We start from the raw sequence: 20,466 nt of genomic DNA, 5'->3' as shown, positions 1-20,466 counted from the left end.
GCAACCTAAAAAGATTGCTTTTTAAGTGTCTTCGGCAGGATTCGAACCCGCATCATCAGAACCGGAATCTAACATTCTATCCAATTGAACTACGAAGACATTATTGTTATGCGGTTAATAGCTTTTTAACAATGGTAGAAATTGTTTTTCCGTCTGCCGATCCTGCTAATTTGGTATTTGCCAAGCCCATTACCTGACCCATTGATTGCATTCCTGCAAAGTTTCCTTCTGCAATGATATCTTTAATTGCTGCTTCAACTTCTGCTTCTGATAATTGTGCCGGTAAAAATTGCTCAATAACTGCTGCTTGTGCCAATTCTGGTTCAGCTAAATCGTTTCTGCCTTGTTCAACAAAAATAGCAGCAGCATCTTTACGTTGCTTTACTAATTTTTGTAACAATTTAATTTCATCGGCTTCTGTTAATTCTGCTGAATTTCCTGATGTTTGTGCCAACAACAATTCCGATTTAATTGCTCTTAAAGATTCTAAAGCTACTTGGTCTTTTGCTTTCATTGCTTCTTTTAAAGCGGCTGTTATATTTGTTTGTAAACTCATTTTGCTAAAATTTAAGAGTGACAAATATAATTAAAAAACCTCAAAAAGAAATGCTCTTTTTGAGGTTAAGGTAAATATAAATCTAATTTAATTAGTCTACATTGTCGTGTAAAAATGAGTTGTTAGAACGCAATTGTAAATCATTGTTTCGGTCGGCTGAAACCGATGTACGCGATACATTACTTGCGTTATTCTGTGTTAAATCAACACCCATACGTTTGTATGCCGGTTCTTTTTCCAAATCGTTGATCTGGTTGGTAGCGGTATTAAACTTATGGTTAAACTCTTTCATTTTGCGTTTGCGCTCTTCGGCTCTTTCACGTAAAATATCGTTGATAGATGTTTCCATTGGTGAATTTTCATCAACAATCACACGTTGAGTCTGCGAAACAAACGCTGGTTCTTCTGTTCTAACGGTAAACGAAAACGATTCGTCTTCTTTAACAGGTTCTTCAACCGTTTGTTTTGAATTCATCAACTGCTCTTCAACTTCCATATAATCGCTTAAATCGTATCGAATGATCTCTTCTGATTTTTCGATCGATTGATTTTGCTGTACATGATTTTCTTGAACATTGTTCTGCTGAATCTCAAACGAAAATTCATTTCCAACCGATTCAAATTCAGTTTCTTGTTGTTGTAAATCAAACGTAAATTGTTTTGCCATAATATTTTGCGTTTCAGAAACAATTTGTTTTGGCTTTACAATGACAAACGTAGGTTCGTTTACAACAATATTGCGAATATCAACCGTTTTAACGATGTTTTGCGGTACTTCTGTTGTTTGTTGAACGCTTTGTGGTTGATTTTCTGTTACATAACTGGTTTTTTGAACAGGTTGAACCACAGTTTGAACGATATTAGTAGGTTGAGTTTGAACTATTGTTTTTTTTTCAACCTCGTTATTTGGCTGGTTTCCCATATCATCGTCTAAATTGTAAACGATTTTTGGAGCCGCCTGAAATCCCGAATTACTTAGCAACGGTTGTTCTGGTGTTGGTGCACTTGTGAAAGTTGGTGCATTGTTTCCAGATAAATCTGCAGTTGCTTTTTGTTCTTCGCCTAAATGATGAATAATTTTACTTTTATTTTCATCGTTTGCGTTCACAATCAACTTTTGTTGCTCTACATTAAAACCTGTAGCAATAATTGTTACCGAAATAGCATCACCCAAAGCAGTATCTTCACCAACACCCATAATGATGTTTGCGTTGTGACCTGCTTCCATTTGAATGTGATCGTTGATTTCACCGATTTCATCAATCGTGATTTCGTTTTCACCAGAAACAATCAATAATAATACATTTTTAGCTCCGGTAATTTTATTATCGTTCAATAAAGGCGAATCTAAAGCGCTTACAATTGCTTCTTTTGCACGGTTTTCGCCACTTGCTTCTGCCGATCCCATGATTGCTGTTCCCGAATTAGATAATACGGTTTTAGCATCTTTTAAATCGATATTTTGCGTGTAGTGGTGTGTAATTACTTCGGCAATTCCGCGAGATGCTGTTGCCAAAACTTCATCTGCTTTAGAGAAACCTGCTTTAAAACCAAGGTTTCCATAAACCTCGCGTAATTTATTGTTGTTGATTACAATTAACGAATCTACATTTTTGCGAAGGTTTTCAACTCCGCGTAATGCTTGTTCCTGGCGCACTTTTCCTTCAAACTGAAAAGGAATCGTAACAATACCAACAGTTAAAATATCACGGTCTTTCGCTAACTGAGCAATAACTGGTGCAGCACCTGTACCGGTACCACCACCCATACCGGCAGTTATAAAAACCATTTTCGTGTTAGAATCTAAAAACTGTTCAATTTCTTCGATACTTTCCAAAGCAGACTGTTGACCAACTTCTGGGTTTGCACCTGCACCTAATCCTTCAGTTAAAGTTAAACCTAACTGAATTTTAATAGGCACCGGACTGTTGCTTAATGCTTGCGCATCGGTATTACAAACTACAAAGTCAACGCCTTTAATGCCTTGATTGTACATGTGATTAATGGCATTACTACCACCACCACCAACTCCAATTACTTTAATTACATTCGATTTGTTTTTTGGCAAATCTGGAGAGAATGCTAAATTTTCAAATACCTGATCCATATGTTTGCGGTGTTTTTCTTTTTACTCTGCTTTATCAATAAAATCTTTAAACTTCTTTATAAATTTCCCCAAGAAACGGTTCTCAATGTAAGCCGATGTTCCTTGTTCCACATCAACTTGTTGTTCGTTTGAATTAGCTTCTTGTTCTGTGTTTTGTTGTGGTTTATCGGTAATGGTATTCATTTGAATACTGCTTTTTGGTTCAACCGGTGTACCGATAGGTTCTGCTTTTGGTTGGATTTTTACGCCTGGATGTTCTTGTACATACAAACGACTGCGTGAGTTGTTAATATCGCTTTCCATCATCAAACCAACTGCTGTTGCGAATAACGGACGAGAAACCAATTTTGCCGATTCGCCCGAAATATGTTCGTTAGGATAGCCAATACGCGTATCAATTCCCGTAATATATTCCACCAATTGTTTAATGTGTTTTAGTTCTGATCCACCACCGGTTAAAACAATACCTGCAATTAATTTTTTGCGGGGATTATCGTATCCGTATGCTTTAATTTCAGAAAAAACCATATCGATAATTTCTACAACACGTGCATGAATGATCTTTGAAAGGTTTTTTAATGAAATTTCTTTTGCTTCCTGACCGCGTAAACCCGGAATTGAAACAATTTCGTTATCCTTGTTTTCGCCTGGCCAAGCCGATCCGAAACGTATTTTTAATTGTTCTGCCTGTTTTTCAATGATCGAACAACCTTCTTTAATATCTTCTGTAATAACATTTCCACCGAAAGGAATTACAGCTGTGTGACGAATAATTCCGTCTTTAAAAATGGCTAAATCTGTTGTTCCGCCACCAATATCGATCAATGCTACACCAGCTTCTTTTTCTTCCTGACTTAAAACCGCGTCTGACGATGCCAAAGGTTCTAATGTTAATCCTGATAATTCTAATCCCGAATCTTTTACGCAACGACCTGCATTACGAATAGAAGCCGATTGCCCAACAACTACGTGGAAACTTGCTTCTAAACGGCGACCGTACATACCAATTGGTTCTTTTATTCCGCCTTCTTCATCAACCTTAAACTCTTGCGGTAATACGTGTATTATTTCTTCGCCCGGTAACATGTTTAATTTTTGTACCTGCGCAATTAACTTGTCAATATCAATTTCTGAAATTACTGTTTCCGGCTTATCGCGCGTAATGTATTCTTGGTGATGAATACTGCGAATGTGCTGCCCGGCAATTCCTAAAACTACATCGTTGATTTTACAGCCCGACTCTGCCGATGCCTGTGCCACCGCATGTTGAATTGATTGTATAGTTTGCGTAATATTGTTAACCACACCACGTTTTACACCTAAACTTTTAGCGTTACCAATACCAAGAATTTCGAGCTTGCCATACTCGTTTCTTTTACCTACCATTGCAACAATTTTTGTTGTTCCAATATCTAATCCTACAGCAATGTTTTCTTTATTCATATCCTTTTATTTCGTGCAAACTACTTGCTCTGTAAATCTTAAATTAACGTTTTTGTAATAACCTATAAGGGTATCGTTTTTAGAGTAATGTACAAAAGCTTTGTAATTGTCAAACTTTTTCTCAATTTCTTTTAAATACCCAAATTCAATCATGTAATTGTAATCGCGAACGGTTAATATCAATGACTGATCAGGATTTATCTTGATGCCCGTTATAGTTGTTTTTAAAAATTCGTCGTTACTAATCGTATTCAACAAATCAGAAAAAACTTTTTTGTTTTTTGGTTTTAATTCGCCATAAACCACCGGCACGTGTGCGCTAAACTGGTTAGATAAAGGCATTTTATTGCCGTTTTCATCAATATAAAACGATCCGGTACCATTCATTACCCTTGCCATTGCCTTTTTTTGGGTAACTTGGGCGTGCAATTTTCCGTCTACATCAACAAACACTTCCGATTTTGCAATCATTGGATGTTTGTTCAGCTTGTCTTCGATCTTTTTTAAGTTCAATTCGCTGTTTACAATTTTAGAATCGCGGGGAAAGGTTTGAATGATCGATTTTTCTACCATTTCCTGCGTAATAAAGTGATTGTTAGAACTTAAAAGTTTTACATCAATCTGTTCAATGTAGCGTGCGTTGTTTCGTTGGTTAGCAAAGGCTACCAAAGCAAACAGGGCGGCAATTACAAGCGCCAAAAATACATCGAACCAATTGATTTTTTTAATCATTTTGTCAATTATTTTTTTCTAATTCTGTTTTAATTTCATCTACCATTTCGCCTACATCGCCTGCGCCGATAATTAAAAGAACTTCGGGTGTATTTTTGGTTAAAAAAGATACTAATTCTTCTTTAGGCAACAAAATTTTAAAAGGCGATTTTATCTTATTTATTAACACTGTAGAATTGATGTTTTCTATCGGCAACTCGCGTGCTGGGTAGATTTCAAGCAAAACCACATTGTTGAATGTTGATAAACTTTCGGCAAAACCATCCATAAAATCTCTTGTTCTAGAGAATAAATGAGGTTGGAACACGGCTGTAATCTTCTTATTTGGATACATTTCGTGCACTGCCTGGCTTACCGCTTTTATTTCGGTTGGATGATGTGCGTAATCGTCAATCATCACTAATTTTTCGGTATTGATTTTAAAAGAAAAACGACGTCGGATTCCTTTAAAACTGTCTAAACCCGATTTTATTTCTTCGTTGTTTAAACCATAGGTTTTCGCCATTGCAAATGCCAGTGAAGCGTTTAATACATTGTGTTCTCCGGGCATTAACAATTTTATATCGGTAATTTTTTCGCCTTTAAAATCTAAATCAAAAACTCGTTTACCGTTTTCGAATCTTAAATTATAAGCATTGATAACAGCTGTTCCGTTTACCGAAACTTCTGTTCCGTTGATGTTTTCAATTCCTTGAGCAATAAACAACTTGTCTTTATCACTTATTTTTGATGCAAATTCTGCAAACGATGATTTAATGGCATCGTTGGTTCCGTAAATATCCAAATGATCGGCATCGTCTGAAATTACGCAGGCAATATTTGGATGCAGGTGTAAAAAAGATCGATCAAACTCATCGGCTTCTACAACCGTAGCGTCCGTTCCGTTACCAATTAAATTGGTGTCGTATCCTTCAACAACTCCGCCTAAAAATGCAGTAACCGGAGCGTTTGCAGAAACCAGAATATGTGCCAACATGCTCGATGTTGTTGTTTTTCCATGTGTACCTGCAACAGCTAACGAAAAACTGTTTTGAGTAATAATGCCTAAAACTTCGGCACGTTTTTTTACTGCAAAACCATTATTTTGAAAATAATTAAGTTCGGCATGATGTTTTGGAACAGCCGGAGTGTAAACCACCAACGTGTCTTCGGTATTTTGATAATCTGCTGTAATGTTTTCTAAATCGTCGGTGTAATGAATGGCAATCCCTTCGGCTTCTAACTCGTGCGTTAACTGCGTAGGCGTTTTGTCGTAACCGGCAACGTTTTTACCAATACGCTTAAAGTATCGGGCAATGGCACTCATGCCAATACCACCAATTCCTATAAAGAATACATTATGTATGTCTTTTAAATTCATTACTTAACCAACTTAAAAATTTCGTTTACTATATCTTTTGTAGCATTTGGTAATGCTAATGTTTTAATGTTTTTTGACAATGCTTCGGCAACCTGATTGTTTGTTAATAAGCGTAGCATTTGTTCTTGAAACTGATTATCTAAATCGGCTTCTTTCAACAAAACCGCTGCGTTTTTATCGGTAATGCTTTTGGCATTTTTTGTTTGATGATCTTCGGCAACGTTTGGCGACGGAATAAAAATAACCGGTTTACCTACAATTGCCAGTTCTGAAACAGATGATGCTCCGGCACGCGAAACAATCACATCGGCTGCTGCGAACAACAAATCCATTCGTTCTATAAAATCGTACACAAAAACATCTTCGTTGTTGTGGTATTTTTTGTAATCGTTGATGTAAAATTTACCACACTGCCAGATTACCTGAACGTTTTGTTCTTTAAAAAAAGATAATTCTTTTTCTACCAATTGATTTATTCTGCGAGCACCCAAACTTCCGCCTAAAATAACAACTGTCTTTTTGTTCGGATTTAATCCGTAGAACTCTTGCGCTTCGCTGCGTTTGGTATCAATCGTTAATAGATCTTGACGAACGGGATTTCCTGTTTTAATTATTTTGTTCGATTTAAAATAGGTCGATAATCCGTCATAAGCCACACAAATGGCATCTGCTTTTGATGCCAGCATTTTATTGGTGATTCCCGGATATGAATTTTGTTCCTGAATAACCGTTGGAATGTTCATTTGCTGTGCCACTTTTACAACCGCACCGCTTGCAAATCCGCCGGTTCCAATAACAACATCGGGCTTAAATTCTTTGATGATTTTGCGCGATTTCATTAAGCTTGATAAAAACTTAACCGGAAAAAGTGCGTTATCAACCGTTATTTTTCTTTGAATACCAGCAATCCATAACCCTTTGATTTCGTAACCCGCCGCAGGAACTTTCTGCATTTCCATTTTATCTTGTGCGCCTACAAATAAAATTTCGGCAGCAGGAATCTGTGCCTTAATTTCGTTTGCAATAGCAATTGCCGGATAAATGTGTCCGCCTGTACCGCCGCCGCTAATAATGAATCTTGGATTTGGTTTCATAATTTATTTGTTTAAAACTGCATAAATCGGATTGTCGTCCGAATCGTTTTCATTCTTTAAATCGTCTTCTGCCTGTTGTTCTTCTAAAATCCGTTTAAATTCGTCTTGTTTTTTCTGTTGATTTGCCAATTGTTCTTTAACCTGTTCTTCTTTTCTGGAAATACTTAAAATAATTCCTAACGATACACATGTCATCCAGATTGATGTACCACCGGAACTAACCAATGGCAAAGGCTGACCTGTTGTTGGGAAAATTTCAACTGCAACTCCCATGTTGATGAATGCCTGAAAAATGATCGAAAAACCTAACCCGAAGGCGAGATATTTTCCAAACAAATTGGGTGCTTTGTTGCTGACAACTAAAAATCGGAAGAGTAATAATATGTAAACAATTAAAATAGCCATTCCACCTAAAAAACCGAATTCTTCTACAATAATGGCATAAATAAAATCTGATGATGATTGTGGTAAAAAATTCTTTTGAACACTTTTTCCTGGTCCAACACCAATCATTTGACCTTGTGCAATGGCAATTTTAGCGTTTTCGATCTGATAGCGGTCTTCGTCTTTATCTTCAGAACCAAATCTGCTAAAACGAGCTTCCCAAGTTTTGTATCGAGAAGGAGCCATATCTGGAAATGCTTTAAACATACCAATTGCCAACGCAATCATGATGGCACAAGCGGTTATAATTTTGGTCATATATTTCATTGGATATTTACCAACAAACAATAACAAAGCAATGGTAAATAAAATAATTGCTGCTGTTGATAAATTCGATGGTAATACCGGACCAATGATACATAATGTTGGAACACCTAACCATAATAACGACCAACCAAAGGTGTATTTTTCATCGGCAAAGCGCCATAGAAACCACGAAATATAAGCTATTAGCGCAATCCAACCCAACGATGATGGCTGAAATGAGATATTTAACAACGGAATTTTTAACCAACGACTGGCATTTGCCCCACCAATCATCATTCCTTGCGCAGCGGTTATTAGTAATAATGCCGAAACAGGCACCCAGGCTACCGGAGCAATATATTTTAATCGATCAAACGGAATGCGGTGTACAAAAAAGATGATCACGATTCCCACAAAAATATGTCCGAAGTGTTTAAACAACAAACCTACAATAGAACCTGTTCCAACAACGTGTACCAAGTTGGTACTTGCGCTGAATACAGGCATAAACGAGAATAGGGCAAGTAGCACAACGTACGCCCATATAGCTTTATCGCCTTGAAATTGGGATAATAACTTTCTCATTTGTTTTATAATTTTTGTACTTCGTTTTTAAATTGAGTTCCGCGGTCTTCGTAGCTTGTGAATAGATCAAAACTTGCACAAGCAGGCGACAATAAAACCGTATCACCTTCTTCTGAAGCTTTTGATGCCAGTTTTACGGCTTCTTCCATTGATGAAGCTTCTACAATTAAATCTACAATTGGCGAAAACGCATTGATGATTTTTGTATTGTCAATTCCCAAACAAATAATGGCTTTCACTTTTTCGTGAACAAACGTCATTAATTCGTCGTAATCGTTTCCTTTGTCAACACCACCAACAATCCAAACGGTTGGCGTATTCATACTTTCCAAAGCAAAATATGTTGCATTTACATTGGTTGCTTTAGAATCGTTTATGTATTGTACTTTATTAATTTTAGCAACTTTTTCTAAACGGTGTTCTGCATTTTGAAAATTTGATAAACTTTCGCGAATTGTTTGTTTGCGTACGCGCATCATTTGCGCAACTAATGTAGCAGCCATGGCATTTTTTACGTTGTGTTTACCTTCTATTGCAATTTCGGCTACAGGAACCGTAATTTTTTCGTTGTTTATCATTGCTATAATGTTGTTATCTTCTAAATAAGCACCTTTTTCGAATTTTTTTGTTAATGAAAAAGGAACTAATTGAGCTTTTGTTTGGTTATTTTTTAGCCAGTTGTTTATGGCTTCGTCGTCTGCATCGTAAATCAAATAATCTTCCTCGGTTTGATTCATTGTGATACGAAATTTTGATGCAATGTAATTTTCGTATTTATATTCGTATCGATCTAAATGATCGGGACTAATGTTTGTAATAATGGCAATGTGCGGGTTGTAATCGATATTTCCGTCTAACTGAAAACTACTTAATTCTAACACAAATAATTTTTCAGGATCTATCGCAACTTGTTTTGCATAACTTTCGCCAATGTTTCCTGCCAACCCCACATTCAATCCTTCTTGCTTTAACAAATGATAGGTTAGCATGGTGGTGGTGGTTTTGCCGTTGCTACCCGTAATTGCTATTGATGTGTTTTTTGCAAACTGATACACAAATTCAATTTCGGATATTACCTTGATGCCTTTCTCGTGCAACTTTTTCACGATGGGTGCTTTATCTGGAATTCCCGGACTTTTTACAACAACATCGGCATTTAAAATTTTGCTTTCGGTATGCTGTTGCTGTTCCCATTCGATCTTTTCTTCATTTAATATCTTTTGGTATTTTTCACTAATCGATCCAAAATCAGAAACAAATACTTCGTAACCTTCTTTCTTTCCTAAAAGTGCTGTTCCAACACCACTTTCTCCTGCACCTAAAATTACCAATCGCATGCTATCTTAATTTTAATGATACAACACAGAAAATCGCCAAAAAGATACCTACAATCCAAAAACGGGTTACAATTTTACTTTCGTGATATCCTTTTTTCTGGTAGTGGTGATGCAAGGGCGACATTAATAAAATGCGTCTGCCTTCACCGTATTTTCGTTTGGTATATTTAAAATAAGCAACCTGCATTACTACCGAAAGGTTCTCTGCAAGGAAAATTCCGCACAAAACAGGAATCAACATTTCCTTACGAACTGCAATTGCCAAAACAGCAATCACTCCACCAATAGTTAAACTTCCGGTATCGCCCATAAAAACCTGTGCCGGGAAAGCGTTGTACCAGAGAAAACCGACGAGCGCACCTACAAAGGCGGCGATGAAAACCGTCATTTCACCGGAATTGGGTATGTACATAATGTTGAGGTAGTTTGCAAAAACAAAGTTACCCGACACAAATGCAAAAATCCCAAGAGCGACAACGGTTATGGCAGATGTTCCCGCAGCGAGACCATCGATTCCATCGGTTAAATTGGCTCCGTTTGAAACTGCCGTTACAATAAAAATTACAATTGGTATAAAAATTAACCAGATGTAATTTTCGTATCCGTCGCCCATCCATGAAATCAACTGTCCGTAATTAAACTCGTTATCCTTAAAAAACGGAATGGTTGTAGTAGTTGATTTAATATCGAACTTACTTGTTACGCCGGTTTCCAACAAAATACTCGGTGTGTCGCGCACAGTAATATTCGGATGGAAATAGAAGATCGCTCCTACAATAACTCCTAAACCAATTTGTCCTACAACTTTAAATTTTCCTTTTAAACCTTCTTTATCTTTCTTAAAAACCTTGATGTAATCGTCTAAAAAACCAATAACACCCATCCAGATTGTGGTTAAAATCAAAACCAAAACGTAGATGTTTTCTAATCGAGCCAAAAGCAAAACCGGAATTAACGTTGCCATGATAATGATGATACCACCCATCGTTGGCGTTCCTGCTTTTTCGTTCTGACCTTCTAAACCTAACTCGCGTACGGTTTCTCCAATTTGCTGTCTGCGCAAATAATTGATGATTTTTTTTCCGAATAGGGTTGATACCAATAAGGATAAAATAAATGCCATTCCCGAACGAAAGGTGATGAACTGGTACAGTGCCGATCCCGGAAAATCGAACATACCATCTAAATATTTTAGTAAGTAGTATAGCATTTTACTTATTGAATTCGTTTAAAAATTTGATAACTTCTTCTAAATCGTTAAAGTGATGTTTCACACCTTTTATTTCCTGATAATCTTCGTGACCTTTGCCGGCAATTAAAATAATATCGCCTTCTTTTGCCATTTTACAGGCTGTTTTTATGGCTTGGTGACGGTCTTCTATTGTCAGATATTTGTTGGTATTTTGTGCTTCAACACCGGCTTCCATGTCTTTTAAAATTTCAAAAGGATCTTCGTTACGCGGATTGTCTGATGTTAGAATAACCGTATCACTGTTTTCTGTAGCAATGCGTGCCATTACGGGACGTTTTTCTTTATCGCGGTTTCCGCCGCAACCAACAACCGTAAACAATTGTTCGTTAAACGTACGAATTTCGGCTATGGTTTTTAGTACATTTTCCAACGCGTCTGGCGTATGCGCATAATCTACAATTGCGGTGATTTTGGTTTTTGAAACGATACACTGAAATCTGCCCGAAACACTTTTTAATGTACTTAAATGCAGCAAAACTTCTTCTTTGGTTAAGCCTAATTCTAAAGCTGTTGCATAAATTGCCAATAGGTTTGATGCATTGAATTTTCCGATTAATTGAACCCAAACTTCTTGATTGTTCACGTTTAACAACATACCGTTAAACTGACTTTCAATGATTTTACCATTTATATCGGCAACATTCTGTATGCTGTACATTGTTTTCTTTGCATCACAGTTTTGCAACATAAAAGCTCCGTTTTTATCATCGGCATTACTTATGGCAAAAGATGTTTTAGCTAATGAATCAAAAAACGATTTTTTTACGTTGCGATACTCTGCAAAAGTTTTATGATAATCTAAGTGATCATGTGATAAATTGGTAAAAATTCCACCTTTAAAAGCTAAGGCATCGGTACGTTTTTGAGCGATTCCGTGCGAGCTTACTTCCATAAAACAATAACTGCAACCCGCCTGAACCATTTGGTTTAAGTAGTTGTTTATTGATATAGAATCGGGTGTGGTATGTGTTGCAGGAAATTCTTCACTTCCTACCAATATTTTTACGGTTGATAACAAACCAACTTTGTAACCTGCTTTTGTAAATAACTGATGTAGTAATGTAGCGATTGTGGTTTTGCCGTTTGTACCTGTAACACCAACTAAAGACAGTTTTTCTGACGGATTATCGTAAAAATTAGCTGCGATAAACGCTAATGCTTTATTAGCATCGGCAACTTTAACATACGTAACATGATCTGAAAAAACTGCTGGATCGTCTTCATAAACTATTGCAGTTGCACCGTTTTCAATCGCTTTTTCAATATAATCGTGTCCGTTAGAAATAGTTCCTTTTTGTGCGATGAAAACACAGTTCGGAGTGATCTTTCTTGAATCAAAGACAATATCAGAGATGTCTATATTGGTAGAACCTCTAACAGCATCTATCGACACTTTATATAATATGTCTTTTAATTTTTTCAACTTAATTCTAATGTAATTGTTTGTTGTTTTGTAATTTTTTCTCCGTTTGGTACCGATTGTTTGTTTACTTTACCAAACCCTATAATTTGTACTTTTAAACCTAAGTTTTCTAATATAGCAACTGCATCCATTGCAGGTAAACCAACTACGTTAGGCATTGCAGAACCTGAATGTTTTACGTTTGCGTAATATTTTTTATAACTTTTTACTGCCGCTTGTGACGGAGTTTCAATATTTTTAATTTCTTTCAACGAAGGCACATCGGTAAAAATCTTTTGGGCGATACGTTTAAAAACCGGTCCGGCAACATCGCCACCATAATAACTGTGTTTTGTTGGGCGGTGGATTACCACGATACAAGAATACTTAGGATTATCGGCAGGAAAATATCCTACAAAAGACGATGCATAATACATTCCGCCTCGGTTTCCGTAATTCATTTGCGCTGTTCCCGTTTTACCAGCCATTGAAAAATCTTTGGATTGCAAACCTTTTCCTGTTCCTCTTAAAACCACGTTTTTCATGATTGCCTGCATTTCTTTAACCACTTTTGGTTTTACGATTTGCGGGTTAATCACTTCTTTGTCAAATGTTTTAATAACATGATTTACATCGCGAATTTCTTTTACAAATTGTGGTTTTACCATTTCGCCATCGTTTGCTATAGAATTATATAGCGTTAACGTTTGCAAGGGTGTTACCAAAATACCGTATCCGTAAGCCATCCACGGTAAGGCGATTTTACTCCAGTTTCTGTCGCCAGGGACAGGAATGTACGATTTTGGTTCGCCTTTAAGATCCAATCCTAAAGTGGCGTTAAAGCCAAAATCTTTCATTTTATCTGTAAAATCTTTCGGATTGTCTTTATAAGCCTGATTAACCGCTTGCGTAACCACCGTGTTCGATGAAACTTCAAACGCACGACCTAAAGAAATTTTTCCGTAACCACGACGGTTAGAATCGCGAACCTGTCTGCCCGAAAATGTTACAATTCCACCATGCGTATCATAAATAGTTGCAGTATCGGCTTTTCCGTCATCTAACAACGCCATATACGATGCCAGTTTAAAGGTAGAACCCGGATCATGGCGTTCTAAAACGGCATAATTTACTGTTTCACGGTACGATCCATCGTCAATTTTTCCAAGGTTCGATATCGCTTTTACTTGTCCGGTATTTGTTTCCATTACAACCACCGTTCCGTGATCGGCTTCGTAATATTCCAAAGAACTTAATAAGGCGTGATGTGCAATATCCTGAATGTAAACATCAATTGTAGTGGTAATGTCGTAACCATCTTGCGGATCAATCTCGTTTTCGTCGTGAATTGGTTTCCAAAGGTTTTTAGACATTTTCTGTACCTTACGCTTGCCTTCTTTACCCGTTAAATAATCAGTAAAAGCAGCTTCTATACCTTTTCTTGTAATTGTTTTATCGTCGTTAACACGTTCGTAACCTATGGTTCTGTTAGCGATCATTCCCATTGGATATTCGCGTACATGCACCTGGTTCACAATCATTCCGCCTTTGTATTTGCCTAGATTAAACAGCGGAAACGATTTTAGTTTCATGTACTGTGTGTAGCTTAATTTGGTGGCAATATGGATGTAACGCTTTTTGTTTGAACGTGCTTTGCGGAAATAAGCTTCATATTCGCCTGCCGATTTTTTTGGAATGAACTTGGCTAATGAATCTGAAAAACCGCGTATGTTTTGTTCGAAATGTTCGTTTGATGGTGAATAAGGATCAAAATAAACCGTGTATTTTGGAATAGATGTTGCCAGCAAACTACCATCGGCAGAATAGATATTTCCGCGATTTGCAGGAATAATCTCGTCTTTAATAGTTAAACTGTCTGCTTTGCTGCGCCATTCTTCGCCTTCTTTAAACTGAATTATGCTCATTTTTAAAAAAATGGCAATACCAATGGCAAGCATTCCAAAGAAAACAAAGTAAATTCTGTTATTTTCGGTTTTCTTCGCTAATCCCATATCTCATACCACTTTTTTTCTTTCTCGATAACAACTTTTACTTTTTTTGGCGGAGTCGAAGACGGTAAAATCTGGTAAAATTCCATTTGTTTTGCCACATTCGATTCCATTCTTAATTGCATTAATTCTGATCTTTTATCAACAAATTCAGATCGAAGTTCTTTAACCTGTTCGGTTAAATCTTTCACTTTCATCATTTTTTGTTCGTAAAAGTGGTTGTTTGCAATTAAAACTAAGGTCCAAAAAACAATATAGATTATAAAAAGCCAATTTTTCAACGATTGCCCTTCAACCAAAAATTTTGCTTTTATTATATTGTTTAATCCCATTTTACTTTTTTTCTGCTATTCTTAATTTGGCACTTCGTGCACGGTTGTTCTGTTTAATTTCTTCTTCGGTTGGAACGATCAATTTTCCTATGGTTTCAAAAGGAACTTCAAATCTTCCGAAAAAATCGCGCTCTGGTTCGCCTTCAAACATTCCGTTTTTTATAAAGCGTTTTACCAAACGATCTTCTAACGAATGATATGATATTACGCTTAAACGCCCGCCCGGTTTTAGTATTTCTAACGATTGCTCCAAGAATTCTCTTAAAGCATCCATTTCCTGATTTACTTCGATACGTATTGCCTGATAAATCTGCGCTAAAATTTTATTGCTTTTATGTGCCGGTAAAAAACGTGACAATATTTTTTTTAACTGTTCTGAATTTTTTATCGGTTGTTCTTTTCTTGCGGTTACAATTGCTGCAGCCAAACCGCGTGCATTGTTTAATTCGCCGTAAGAGAAAAACATTTTGCTTAATGCGACCTCGTCGTAATCATTAATTACTTCGTATGCAGAAAGACTGTTGTTTTGGTTCATACGCATATCCAGATCGGCATCAAATCGAGTAGAAAAGCCTCTTTCGGCAACATCAAACTGATGTGATGACACACCAAAATCGCCCAAAATTCCATCAACCTGCTTAATTCCGTACACACGTAGAAATCGTTTTATGAATCGGAAATTTTCATTAATCAAAACAAAACGATCATCGTCTATTGCATTATTCAACGCATCGGTATCCTGATCAAAAGCAAACAATTTTCCGTTGGGTCCCAAATGGCGCATAATTTCTTTTGAATGTCCGCCACCGCCAAAAGTAACATCAACATAAACTCCATCGGGCTTTATGTTTAAACCGTTAACCGTTTCTTTTAAAAGTACGGGGTTGTGATATTCGTATTCGTTATGCTCCATAATTATTTATTGTTCCCATCACTTCTTCGGCTAAATCGCCAAAGTCCATTTCTTCGTCGTTTACAATTTGTTCGTATAAATCTTTATCCCAGATTTCAATTAGGTTAATTTTCGATGAAAACACCACGTCTTTAGAAATATTTGCGAATTCAACCAAATCTTTACTCATTTGCAAACGTCCGGCGTCATCGATATCAACTATCTTTACGCCTGCCATAAACTTGCGAATAAAGGTGTCTGCCTTGCGGTTAAAACGGTTTAATTCGTTTAACTTTTCTAACATTTTGTTCCATTCGTTCATTGGCCAAAGCTCTACGCATTTCTCGTATACAGAGCGTTTTAGAATAAAACCATCGCCAATAGAAATCAGTTGTTTTTTTAATGCAGCAGGTATCAACACCCTTCCTTTGGTGTCAATTTTACATTCGTATGTACCTACTATTGGTTGCATTAAATTTCTACATTAGATTATTTACAAAACAAAAGTAAGTAAATTTTACCACTTTCTACCACTTTTTACCACTTTGTTGATAAGTTTTTAATTACGCACTAAGTTTTTGTAAGTAATTGATTATAAGGATTAAAATAATTTTTAAAGATTTTTAAGCAAGCATAAAAAATATATAAGTATCTTTCAAAATAAATGGGCATTTATCAAGTAAAAATGCAAAACATTTAAATAACTAAAAGAGTAAGGTTAGATAGCTTAAACAGCAATTAGTAATTAAACTACTTTAACTTTACACGATTTTTTATTAATATCGTATATTTGTACGAATTGAAATCGCATATATGGAGCGAAACATAAAAGAAGAAGGAAAGTTTAGGTACGTTGAAATTGGTGAAGGAACACCAATTGTTATTTTACACGGTTTAATGGGCGGCTTAAGTAATTTCGATGGAGTATCGGATTACTTTCCTAAAAAAGGATATAAAGTAGTACTGCCAGAATTACCTATTTATACTTTAAACATACTAAAGACCAACATAAAAGCATTTGCAAAATTTGTACACGATTTTGTAAAACATAAAAAATACGAGAAAATTATTCTATTGGGAAATTCGTTAGGCGGACATATTGCGTTGTATTACACCAAAATGCACCCTGAATTTGTTGAAGCATTAGTTATTACCGGAAGTTCTGGCTTGTACGAAAGTGCAATGGGCGATTCTTACCCGCGCCGTGGCGATTACGAGTTTATAAAAAAGAAGGCAGAAGATGTTTTTTACGATCCGGCGGTTGCAACCAAAGAAATAGTTGATGATGTTTACGCAACAGTAAACGACCGTATGAAGCTTATAAAAACATTGACCATTGCAAAAAGTGCCATTCGTCATAACATGGCAAAAGATTTACCTAAAATGCATACACCAACTTGTATTATTTGGGGTAGAAACGATATTGTAACACCACCCGATGTTGCCGAAGAGTTTCACGAGCTGTTACCAGATTCAGATCTTTTTTGGATTGATAAATGCGGGCACGCTGCAATGATGGAAAAACCAAACGAGTTTAATGAAATTTTAGACCAATGGTTTGAAAAAAGAAATATTAAGTAATTATGAAGATCAATACTGCTGAATTTATTATAAGTAATTCGGATGTAAAGAAATGTCCAACCGAACCTATTCCTGAATATGCTTTTATAGGAAGATCGAACGTTGGAAAATCTTCACTGATTAATATGCTTACCAACAATAAAAATCTGGCAAAAACATCAAGCCGTCCGGGAAAAACACAGTTAATAAATCATTTTAAAATTAACAGCAACTGGTTTTTAGTCGATTTACCTGGATACGGATACGCAAAAGTTTCCAAATCAACCAAAGCGATCTTTCAGAAATTCATTACCGAATATTTTGAAAAACGCGAGCAATTGGTAAGTGCCTTTGTTTTGGTTGATATTCGTCACGAAGCGCAAAAGATCGATTTAGAATTTATCAATTATTTAGGCGAAAGCGGTGTTCCATTCGGGATCATCTTTACAAAAGCCGACAAAATAAGTAAAGGAAGCATTCAAAAACATACGGCAGCTTACACAAAAGCATTACACGCTAATGGTTGGGAAGAAGTGCCTCCGTTTTTTGTAACATCGTCTGAAAATGAATTTGGTAAAGATGAGGTGTTGAACTACATTGACCAGATAAATCAGGAAATATTTAAAAATAACAGTTTTGTATAAAAAGAGTTCCAAATTTGGAACTCTTTTTAATTATAAATCGTAAATAAAAGTGTAATGGTAAGTGCCAAAATACCTAAAGCAATATAATATTTTTTATTTAGGTTGAATTTACTAACCAAAGCCACTATTAAAATAAACAACGGCAAAATAAAAGTGCCGGCTGCAACAAGCAAAGCGCTCATTTCATATAAAGCACCAACAACAATATATTTATAAACATCGATGTTGTGTGCAATATTCCAATACAATAGAATTAAAAAACTTACTGTTAAAATGGCATTTGCTGTCTTTTTGTTTTGTGCAATGTTTTTCATAGGATTTATTTTTGATATCTATAAAGATAAAAAATTAACCCGGAATTTGCTCTGTTAAAACTTCATTTCCTTTTTTATCATAATAGGTGCAGGTTAAAGCATCTAAATCAACAACCCATTTTTCAACGCCTGTTTCTGCACAATGATGGCAAAAAGTAAAATAATCTGTTTCGCCTTGTTGGTGAATCTTCAACAAACGAGCGAATTCCTCTTTGTTACTTATTTCTTGTATTGATAAATCGGGATATTGCGCTTCTGACTGAGTAGAGAAGTTGTTCGATCCAAAATAATTGGTATGACTGTCTTTTACCCAAGTTTCAAAACTTTTTACGCCCATTTTTTTGATTTCCTGAATGTATTTAGGGAAATCGGCACCCGATTTTACTTTTGTGTGTGCTTCGTGAATTTCGTTTACTGTAAACATTTTCTAAATTTTATGCTGTAAAACTACAAATAAAAAAACATCCCAAAAATTGAGATGTTGCGTATTTTATAAATTATTTATTCTTTTTAATTAAACGCTTTTGCAATCATTACCAATGAATTTTTATCGGTAATGCCCGATTGTCGCCAAACCATTGCGCCGTTTTTATAAACCATTAGTGTTGGTTCTGTTTTTATGCGCAGGGCTTCAACCAATTCCGGATTTTTTATGGTATCAATATTAATAATGGTCAGTTTTTCGCCCATTTCTACTGCTACCTCTTCTATAATTTGTTGCATTTGCTCGCATTCGGGATTATGTTCAGCGGTAAACTGAATTAAAACCGGAATGTTTGAGTTTATTAAATCACCAAATTTCGACATATCACTCTTTTTTCTATCAATACAAAATTATAATTTTTCGGTAATTAACCTTTTATTATTTACTTTTTTTTAGTTCTAAAACGGTAATTTCAGGCCAAATACCAACTCTGCCCGAATACGCATGAAAACCAAAACCACGGTTCACATAAATATATTGGTGTCCTTTGTTGTACAAACCGCCCCATTCGGGATAAATATATTCTGCCGGGCTCCATTCTAAAACCCTTGGAATATCAAAACCAAACTGCATTCCGTGCGTATGTCCCGATAACGTAAGCTGATATTTCTGCTGATGATTCACAATTTCAGCATCCCAATGCGACGGATCGTGTGTCATTACAATTTTAAAGGCATCGGCAGGAACATTTTCTGATGTTTTCTGTAAATCGCCCGCTTTTTTAAAGTTCAATCCCCAATTTTCAACGCCTAACAAATAAATAGAATCGTTGTTGCTTTTTAGAACCACGTTCTCATTTAAAAGCAGCTTAAATCCACTTTTTTCAATATTATTTTTAATGGCTGTAAAGTTTGCTTCTTTATCAGCTTCGGTATCCCATTTAACGTATTCGCCATAATCGTGATTTCCTAAAACAGCGAATTTACCATATTTAGGTGTTTTGATTTTTTGTAATACTTCAATCCACGGATCGGCTTCAGTAGCCAGTGTATTTACAAAATCGCCTGTAAAAAGTAAGATATCGTATTCTTGAGCATTGATCATTTCTATCCCTTTTTCAATAGCCGCTTTGTTATCCCAACTTCCCACATGTAAATCTGATATCTGTAAAACTTTCAATCCGTCAAAACTATTAGGTAAATCTTTAAAAACAATGGTTTCTTCGCGTACCTTAAAGTTATATTTCCCTACAAAAACGCCGTAAATTATAGAAATAGTAAGCAAACCTGCAGCTACTAATACAATTTTAGTTAACAGACTGCTACGCGAATTTGTAATGATCTTTTTATAAATGAATTTATTGCTTGTCCATCGGGTAAATCGGAACATATCCTCAAAAAACAACGGAATGCTTATAAGTATTTTGGGTAGCAGAAAAAGCAGCAACAAAGCCATTACATGCATGCTTTCTGCAGTTTGTCCTTTAGATTTATCGGCTCCATTAAAATAAAAAAACAAACTTGCAATTATAGTAACTAGCAAAAGCAGGTAAGCAAAAACAACTGATCTTTTCTTTGTGAATTTATAAATAAGGTGGCAGGTGTAAACTTCGCCCAATACTATAAAAAGGAGAATAATGTATATAAATTTTTGAATCATTTTAGATTTTTAGTTTATCAAAAGTACATTAATTTGATTTTTTATCGAATACCGTTTTTAATACTTTAACAGTT

The 20,466-nt window shown here is 35.8% G+C and carries 20 protein-coding genes and 1 tRNA gene; 2 read left to right on the top strand and 19 right to left on the bottom strand.

Annotated elements, in window-relative coordinates:
• Window positions 1-26: 26 nt before the first annotated feature.
• The 15 genes from BM253_RS10060 to mraZ form a co-directional block, all read right to left on the bottom strand.
• Window positions 27-99 (bottom strand) — tRNA-Arg (locus BM253_RS10060).
• Window positions 100-106: 7 nt separating this feature from the next.
• Entirely contained in the window at window positions 107-556 is a 450-nt protein-coding gene (locus BM253_RS10055) for a GatB/YqeY domain-containing protein (protein ID WP_091523265.1), read from the bottom strand.
• A gap of 91 nt (window positions 557-647) precedes the next feature.
• Entirely contained in the window at window positions 648-2,663 is a 2,016-nt protein-coding gene (gene ftsZ, locus BM253_RS10050; protein ID WP_091523259.1) for a cell division protein FtsZ, read from the bottom strand.
• A 21-nt stretch (window positions 2,664-2,684) separates the two neighbouring features.
• The gene (gene ftsA / locus BM253_RS10045; protein ID WP_091523256.1) at window positions 2,685-4,106 is read right to left on the bottom strand and encodes a cell division protein FtsA; all 1,422 of its coding nucleotides are present in this window, start codon (window positions 4,104-4,106) and stop codon (window positions 2,685-2,687) included.
• A gap of 6 nt (window positions 4,107-4,112) precedes the next feature.
• Complete coding sequence (locus BM253_RS10040; protein WP_091523253.1) at window positions 4,113-4,838, bottom strand: cell division protein FtsQ/DivIB; 726 nt, start codon at window positions 4,836-4,838, stop codon at window positions 4,113-4,115.
• 4 nt (window positions 4,839-4,842) lie between these two features.
• Window positions 4,843-6,198, bottom strand: a complete 1,356-nt coding sequence (gene murC / locus BM253_RS10035) for a UDP-N-acetylmuramate--L-alanine ligase (protein ID WP_091523251.1) — start codon at window positions 6,196-6,198, stop codon at window positions 4,843-4,845.
• A complete protein-coding gene (murG, locus tag BM253_RS10030) occupies window positions 6,198-7,292 on the bottom strand; it encodes an undecaprenyldiphospho-muramoylpentapeptide beta-N-acetylglucosaminyltransferase (protein ID WP_091523248.1) in 1,095 nt (364 codons plus the stop codon). Before murG ends, murC begins: the two co-directional genes overlap by 1 nt.
• A gap of 3 nt (window positions 7,293-7,295) precedes the next feature.
• Window positions 7,296-8,567: an FtsW/RodA/SpoVE family cell cycle protein gene (locus tag BM253_RS10025; protein WP_091523245.1), complete on the bottom strand. Its 1,272-nt coding sequence runs from the start codon at window positions 8,565-8,567 to the stop codon at window positions 7,296-7,298.
• A 5-nt stretch (window positions 8,568-8,572) separates the two neighbouring features.
• Complete coding sequence (murD, locus tag BM253_RS10020) at window positions 8,573-9,904, bottom strand: UDP-N-acetylmuramoyl-L-alanine--D-glutamate ligase (protein WP_091523242.1); 1,332 nt, start codon at window positions 9,902-9,904, stop codon at window positions 8,573-8,575.
• 1 nt (window position 9,905) lies between these two features.
• The gene (gene mraY / locus BM253_RS10015) at window positions 9,906-11,114 is read right to left on the bottom strand and encodes a phospho-N-acetylmuramoyl-pentapeptide-transferase (protein ID WP_091523240.1); all 1,209 of its coding nucleotides are present in this window, start codon (window positions 11,112-11,114) and stop codon (window positions 9,906-9,908) included.
• Window position 11,115: 1 nt separating this feature from the next.
• Window positions 11,116-12,579, bottom strand: a complete 1,464-nt coding sequence (locus tag BM253_RS10010; RefSeq protein ID WP_091523237.1) for a UDP-N-acetylmuramoyl-L-alanyl-D-glutamate--2,6-diaminopimelate ligase — start codon at window positions 12,577-12,579, stop codon at window positions 11,116-11,118.
• Window positions 12,576-14,570: a penicillin-binding protein gene (locus tag BM253_RS10005; RefSeq protein WP_091523236.1), complete on the bottom strand. Its 1,995-nt coding sequence runs from the start codon at window positions 14,568-14,570 to the stop codon at window positions 12,576-12,578. The genes BM253_RS10010 and BM253_RS10005 overlap by 4 nt, the downstream gene beginning before the upstream one ends.
• Window positions 14,561-14,899 carry an FtsL-like putative cell division protein gene (locus tag BM253_RS10000; protein WP_091523233.1) on the bottom strand — a complete coding sequence of 113 codons (339 nt, stop codon included), beginning with the start codon at window positions 14,897-14,899 and terminating at the stop codon, window positions 14,561-14,563. The genes BM253_RS10005 and BM253_RS10000 overlap by 10 nt, the downstream gene beginning before the upstream one ends.
• 1 nt (window position 14,900) lies before the next feature.
• The gene (gene rsmH, locus BM253_RS09995) at window positions 14,901-15,812 is read right to left on the bottom strand and encodes a 16S rRNA (cytosine(1402)-N(4))-methyltransferase RsmH (RefSeq protein ID WP_091523231.1); all 912 of its coding nucleotides are present in this window, start codon (window positions 15,810-15,812) and stop codon (window positions 14,901-14,903) included.
• On the bottom strand, window positions 15,802-16,263 hold the full coding sequence (gene mraZ, locus BM253_RS09990) for a division/cell wall cluster transcriptional repressor MraZ (RefSeq protein ID WP_091523228.1): 462 nt from the start codon (window positions 16,261-16,263) through the stop codon (window positions 15,802-15,804). Before mraZ ends, rsmH begins: the two co-directional genes overlap by 11 nt.
• Before the next feature lie 341 nt (window positions 16,264-16,604).
• On the opposite strand from mraZ, the gene BM253_RS09985 reads away from it, so the two are divergent.
• The gene (locus BM253_RS09985; protein ID WP_091523226.1) at window positions 16,605-17,372 is read left to right on the top strand and encodes an alpha/beta fold hydrolase; all 768 of its coding nucleotides are present in this window, start codon (window positions 16,605-16,607) and stop codon (window positions 17,370-17,372) included.
• A gap of 2 nt (window positions 17,373-17,374) precedes the next feature.
• Window positions 17,375-17,995, top strand: a complete 621-nt coding sequence (gene yihA, locus BM253_RS09980; protein WP_091523221.1) for a ribosome biogenesis GTP-binding protein YihA/YsxC — start codon at window positions 17,375-17,377, stop codon at window positions 17,993-17,995.
• Window positions 17,996-18,021: 26 nt separating this feature from the next.
• On the opposite strand, the gene BM253_RS09975 is transcribed toward yihA, so the two are convergent.
• The 4 genes from BM253_RS09975 to BM253_RS09960 all read right to left on the bottom strand — a co-directional run bounded on the left by BM253_RS09975 (window position 18,022) and on the right by BM253_RS09960 (window position 20,392).
• Window positions 18,022-18,309, bottom strand: a complete 288-nt coding sequence (locus BM253_RS09975; protein ID WP_091523218.1) for a hypothetical protein — start codon at window positions 18,307-18,309, stop codon at window positions 18,022-18,024.
• A 34-nt stretch (window positions 18,310-18,343) separates the two neighbouring features.
• Window positions 18,344-18,733 carry a DUF1398 domain-containing protein gene (locus BM253_RS09970; protein ID WP_091523215.1) on the bottom strand — a complete coding sequence of 130 codons (390 nt, stop codon included), beginning with the start codon at window positions 18,731-18,733 and terminating at the stop codon, window positions 18,344-18,346.
• Between the two features lie 86 nt (window positions 18,734-18,819).
• A complete protein-coding gene (locus BM253_RS09965) occupies window positions 18,820-19,116 on the bottom strand; it encodes a thioredoxin family protein (RefSeq protein ID WP_091523211.1) in 297 nt (98 codons plus the stop codon).
• A gap of 55 nt (window positions 19,117-19,171) precedes the next feature.
• The gene (locus BM253_RS09960; RefSeq protein ID WP_091523208.1) at window positions 19,172-20,392 is read right to left on the bottom strand and encodes a metallophosphoesterase; all 1,221 of its coding nucleotides are present in this window, start codon (window positions 20,390-20,392) and stop codon (window positions 19,172-19,174) included.
• Between the last annotated feature and the right edge of the window lie 74 nt (window positions 20,393-20,466).

Source organism: Paenimyroides ummariense (genome assembly GCF_900115115.1).
GTDB classification, from domain to species: Bacteria; Bacteroidota; Bacteroidia; order Flavobacteriales; family Flavobacteriaceae; genus Flavobacterium; species Flavobacterium ummariense.
This window is presented reverse-complemented; position numbering and strand designations above follow the sequence as displayed.

Excerpts from the sequence above, each read along its gene's own strand:
- BM253_RS09970 (WP_091523215.1), bottom strand. The coding sequence starts at position 18,733 with ATGTTTACAGTAAACGAAATTCACGAAGCACACACAAAAGTAAAATCG.
- ftsA (WP_091523256.1), bottom strand. The coding sequence starts at position 4,106 with ATGAATAAAGAAAACATTGCTGTAGGATTAGATATTGGAACAACAAAA.
- murG (WP_091523248.1), bottom strand. The coding sequence starts at position 7,292 with ATGAAACCAAATCCAAGATTCATTATTAGCGGCGGCGGTACAGGCGGA.
- mraZ (WP_091523228.1), bottom strand. The coding sequence starts at position 16,263 with ATGCAACCAATAGTAGGTACATACGAATGTAAAATTGACACCAAAGGA.
- BM253_RS10000 (WP_091523233.1), bottom strand. The coding sequence starts at position 14,899 with ATGGGATTAAACAATATAATAAAAGCAAAATTTTTGGTTGAAGGGCAA.
- ftsZ (WP_091523259.1), bottom strand. The coding sequence starts at position 2,663 with ATGGATCAGGTATTTGAAAATTTAGCATTCTCTCCAGATTTGCCAAAA.
- BM253_RS09965 (WP_091523211.1), bottom strand. The coding sequence starts at position 19,116 with ATGTCGAAATTTGGTGATTTAATAAACTCAAACATTCCGGTTTTAATT.
- murC (WP_091523251.1), bottom strand. The coding sequence starts at position 6,198 with ATGAATTTAAAAGACATACATAATGTATTCTTTATAGGAATTGGTGGT.
- rsmH (WP_091523231.1), bottom strand. The coding sequence starts at position 15,812 with ATGGAGCATAACGAATACGAATATCACAACCCCGTACTTTTAAAAGAA.
- BM253_RS09975 (WP_091523218.1), bottom strand. The coding sequence starts at position 18,309 with ATGAAAAACATTGCACAAAACAAAAAGACAGCAAATGCCATTTTAACA.
- BM253_RS10005 (WP_091523236.1), bottom strand. The coding sequence starts at position 14,570 with ATGGGATTAGCGAAGAAAACCGAAAATAACAGAATTTACTTTGTTTTC.
- BM253_RS10025 (WP_091523245.1), bottom strand. The coding sequence starts at position 8,567 with ATGAGAAAGTTATTATCCCAATTTCAAGGCGATAAAGCTATATGGGCG.
- murD (WP_091523242.1), bottom strand. The coding sequence starts at position 9,904 with ATGCGATTGGTAATTTTAGGTGCAGGAGAAAGTGGTGTTGGAACAGCA.
- BM253_RS10055 (WP_091523265.1), bottom strand. The coding sequence starts at position 556 with ATGAGTTTACAAACAAATATAACAGCCGCTTTAAAAGAAGCAATGAAA.
- BM253_RS09985 (WP_091523226.1), top strand. The coding sequence starts at position 16,605 with ATGGAGCGAAACATAAAAGAAGAAGGAAAGTTTAGGTACGTTGAAATT.
- BM253_RS09960 (WP_091523208.1), bottom strand. The coding sequence starts at position 20,392 with ATGATTCAAAAATTTATATACATTATTCTCCTTTTTATAGTATTGGGC.
- BM253_RS10040 (WP_091523253.1), bottom strand. The coding sequence starts at position 4,838 with ATGATTAAAAAAATCAATTGGTTCGATGTATTTTTGGCGCTTGTAATT.
- mraY (WP_091523240.1), bottom strand. The coding sequence starts at position 11,114 with ATGCTATACTACTTACTAAAATATTTAGATGGTATGTTCGATTTTCCG.
- yihA (WP_091523221.1), top strand. The coding sequence starts at position 17,375 with ATGAAGATCAATACTGCTGAATTTATTATAAGTAATTCGGATGTAAAG.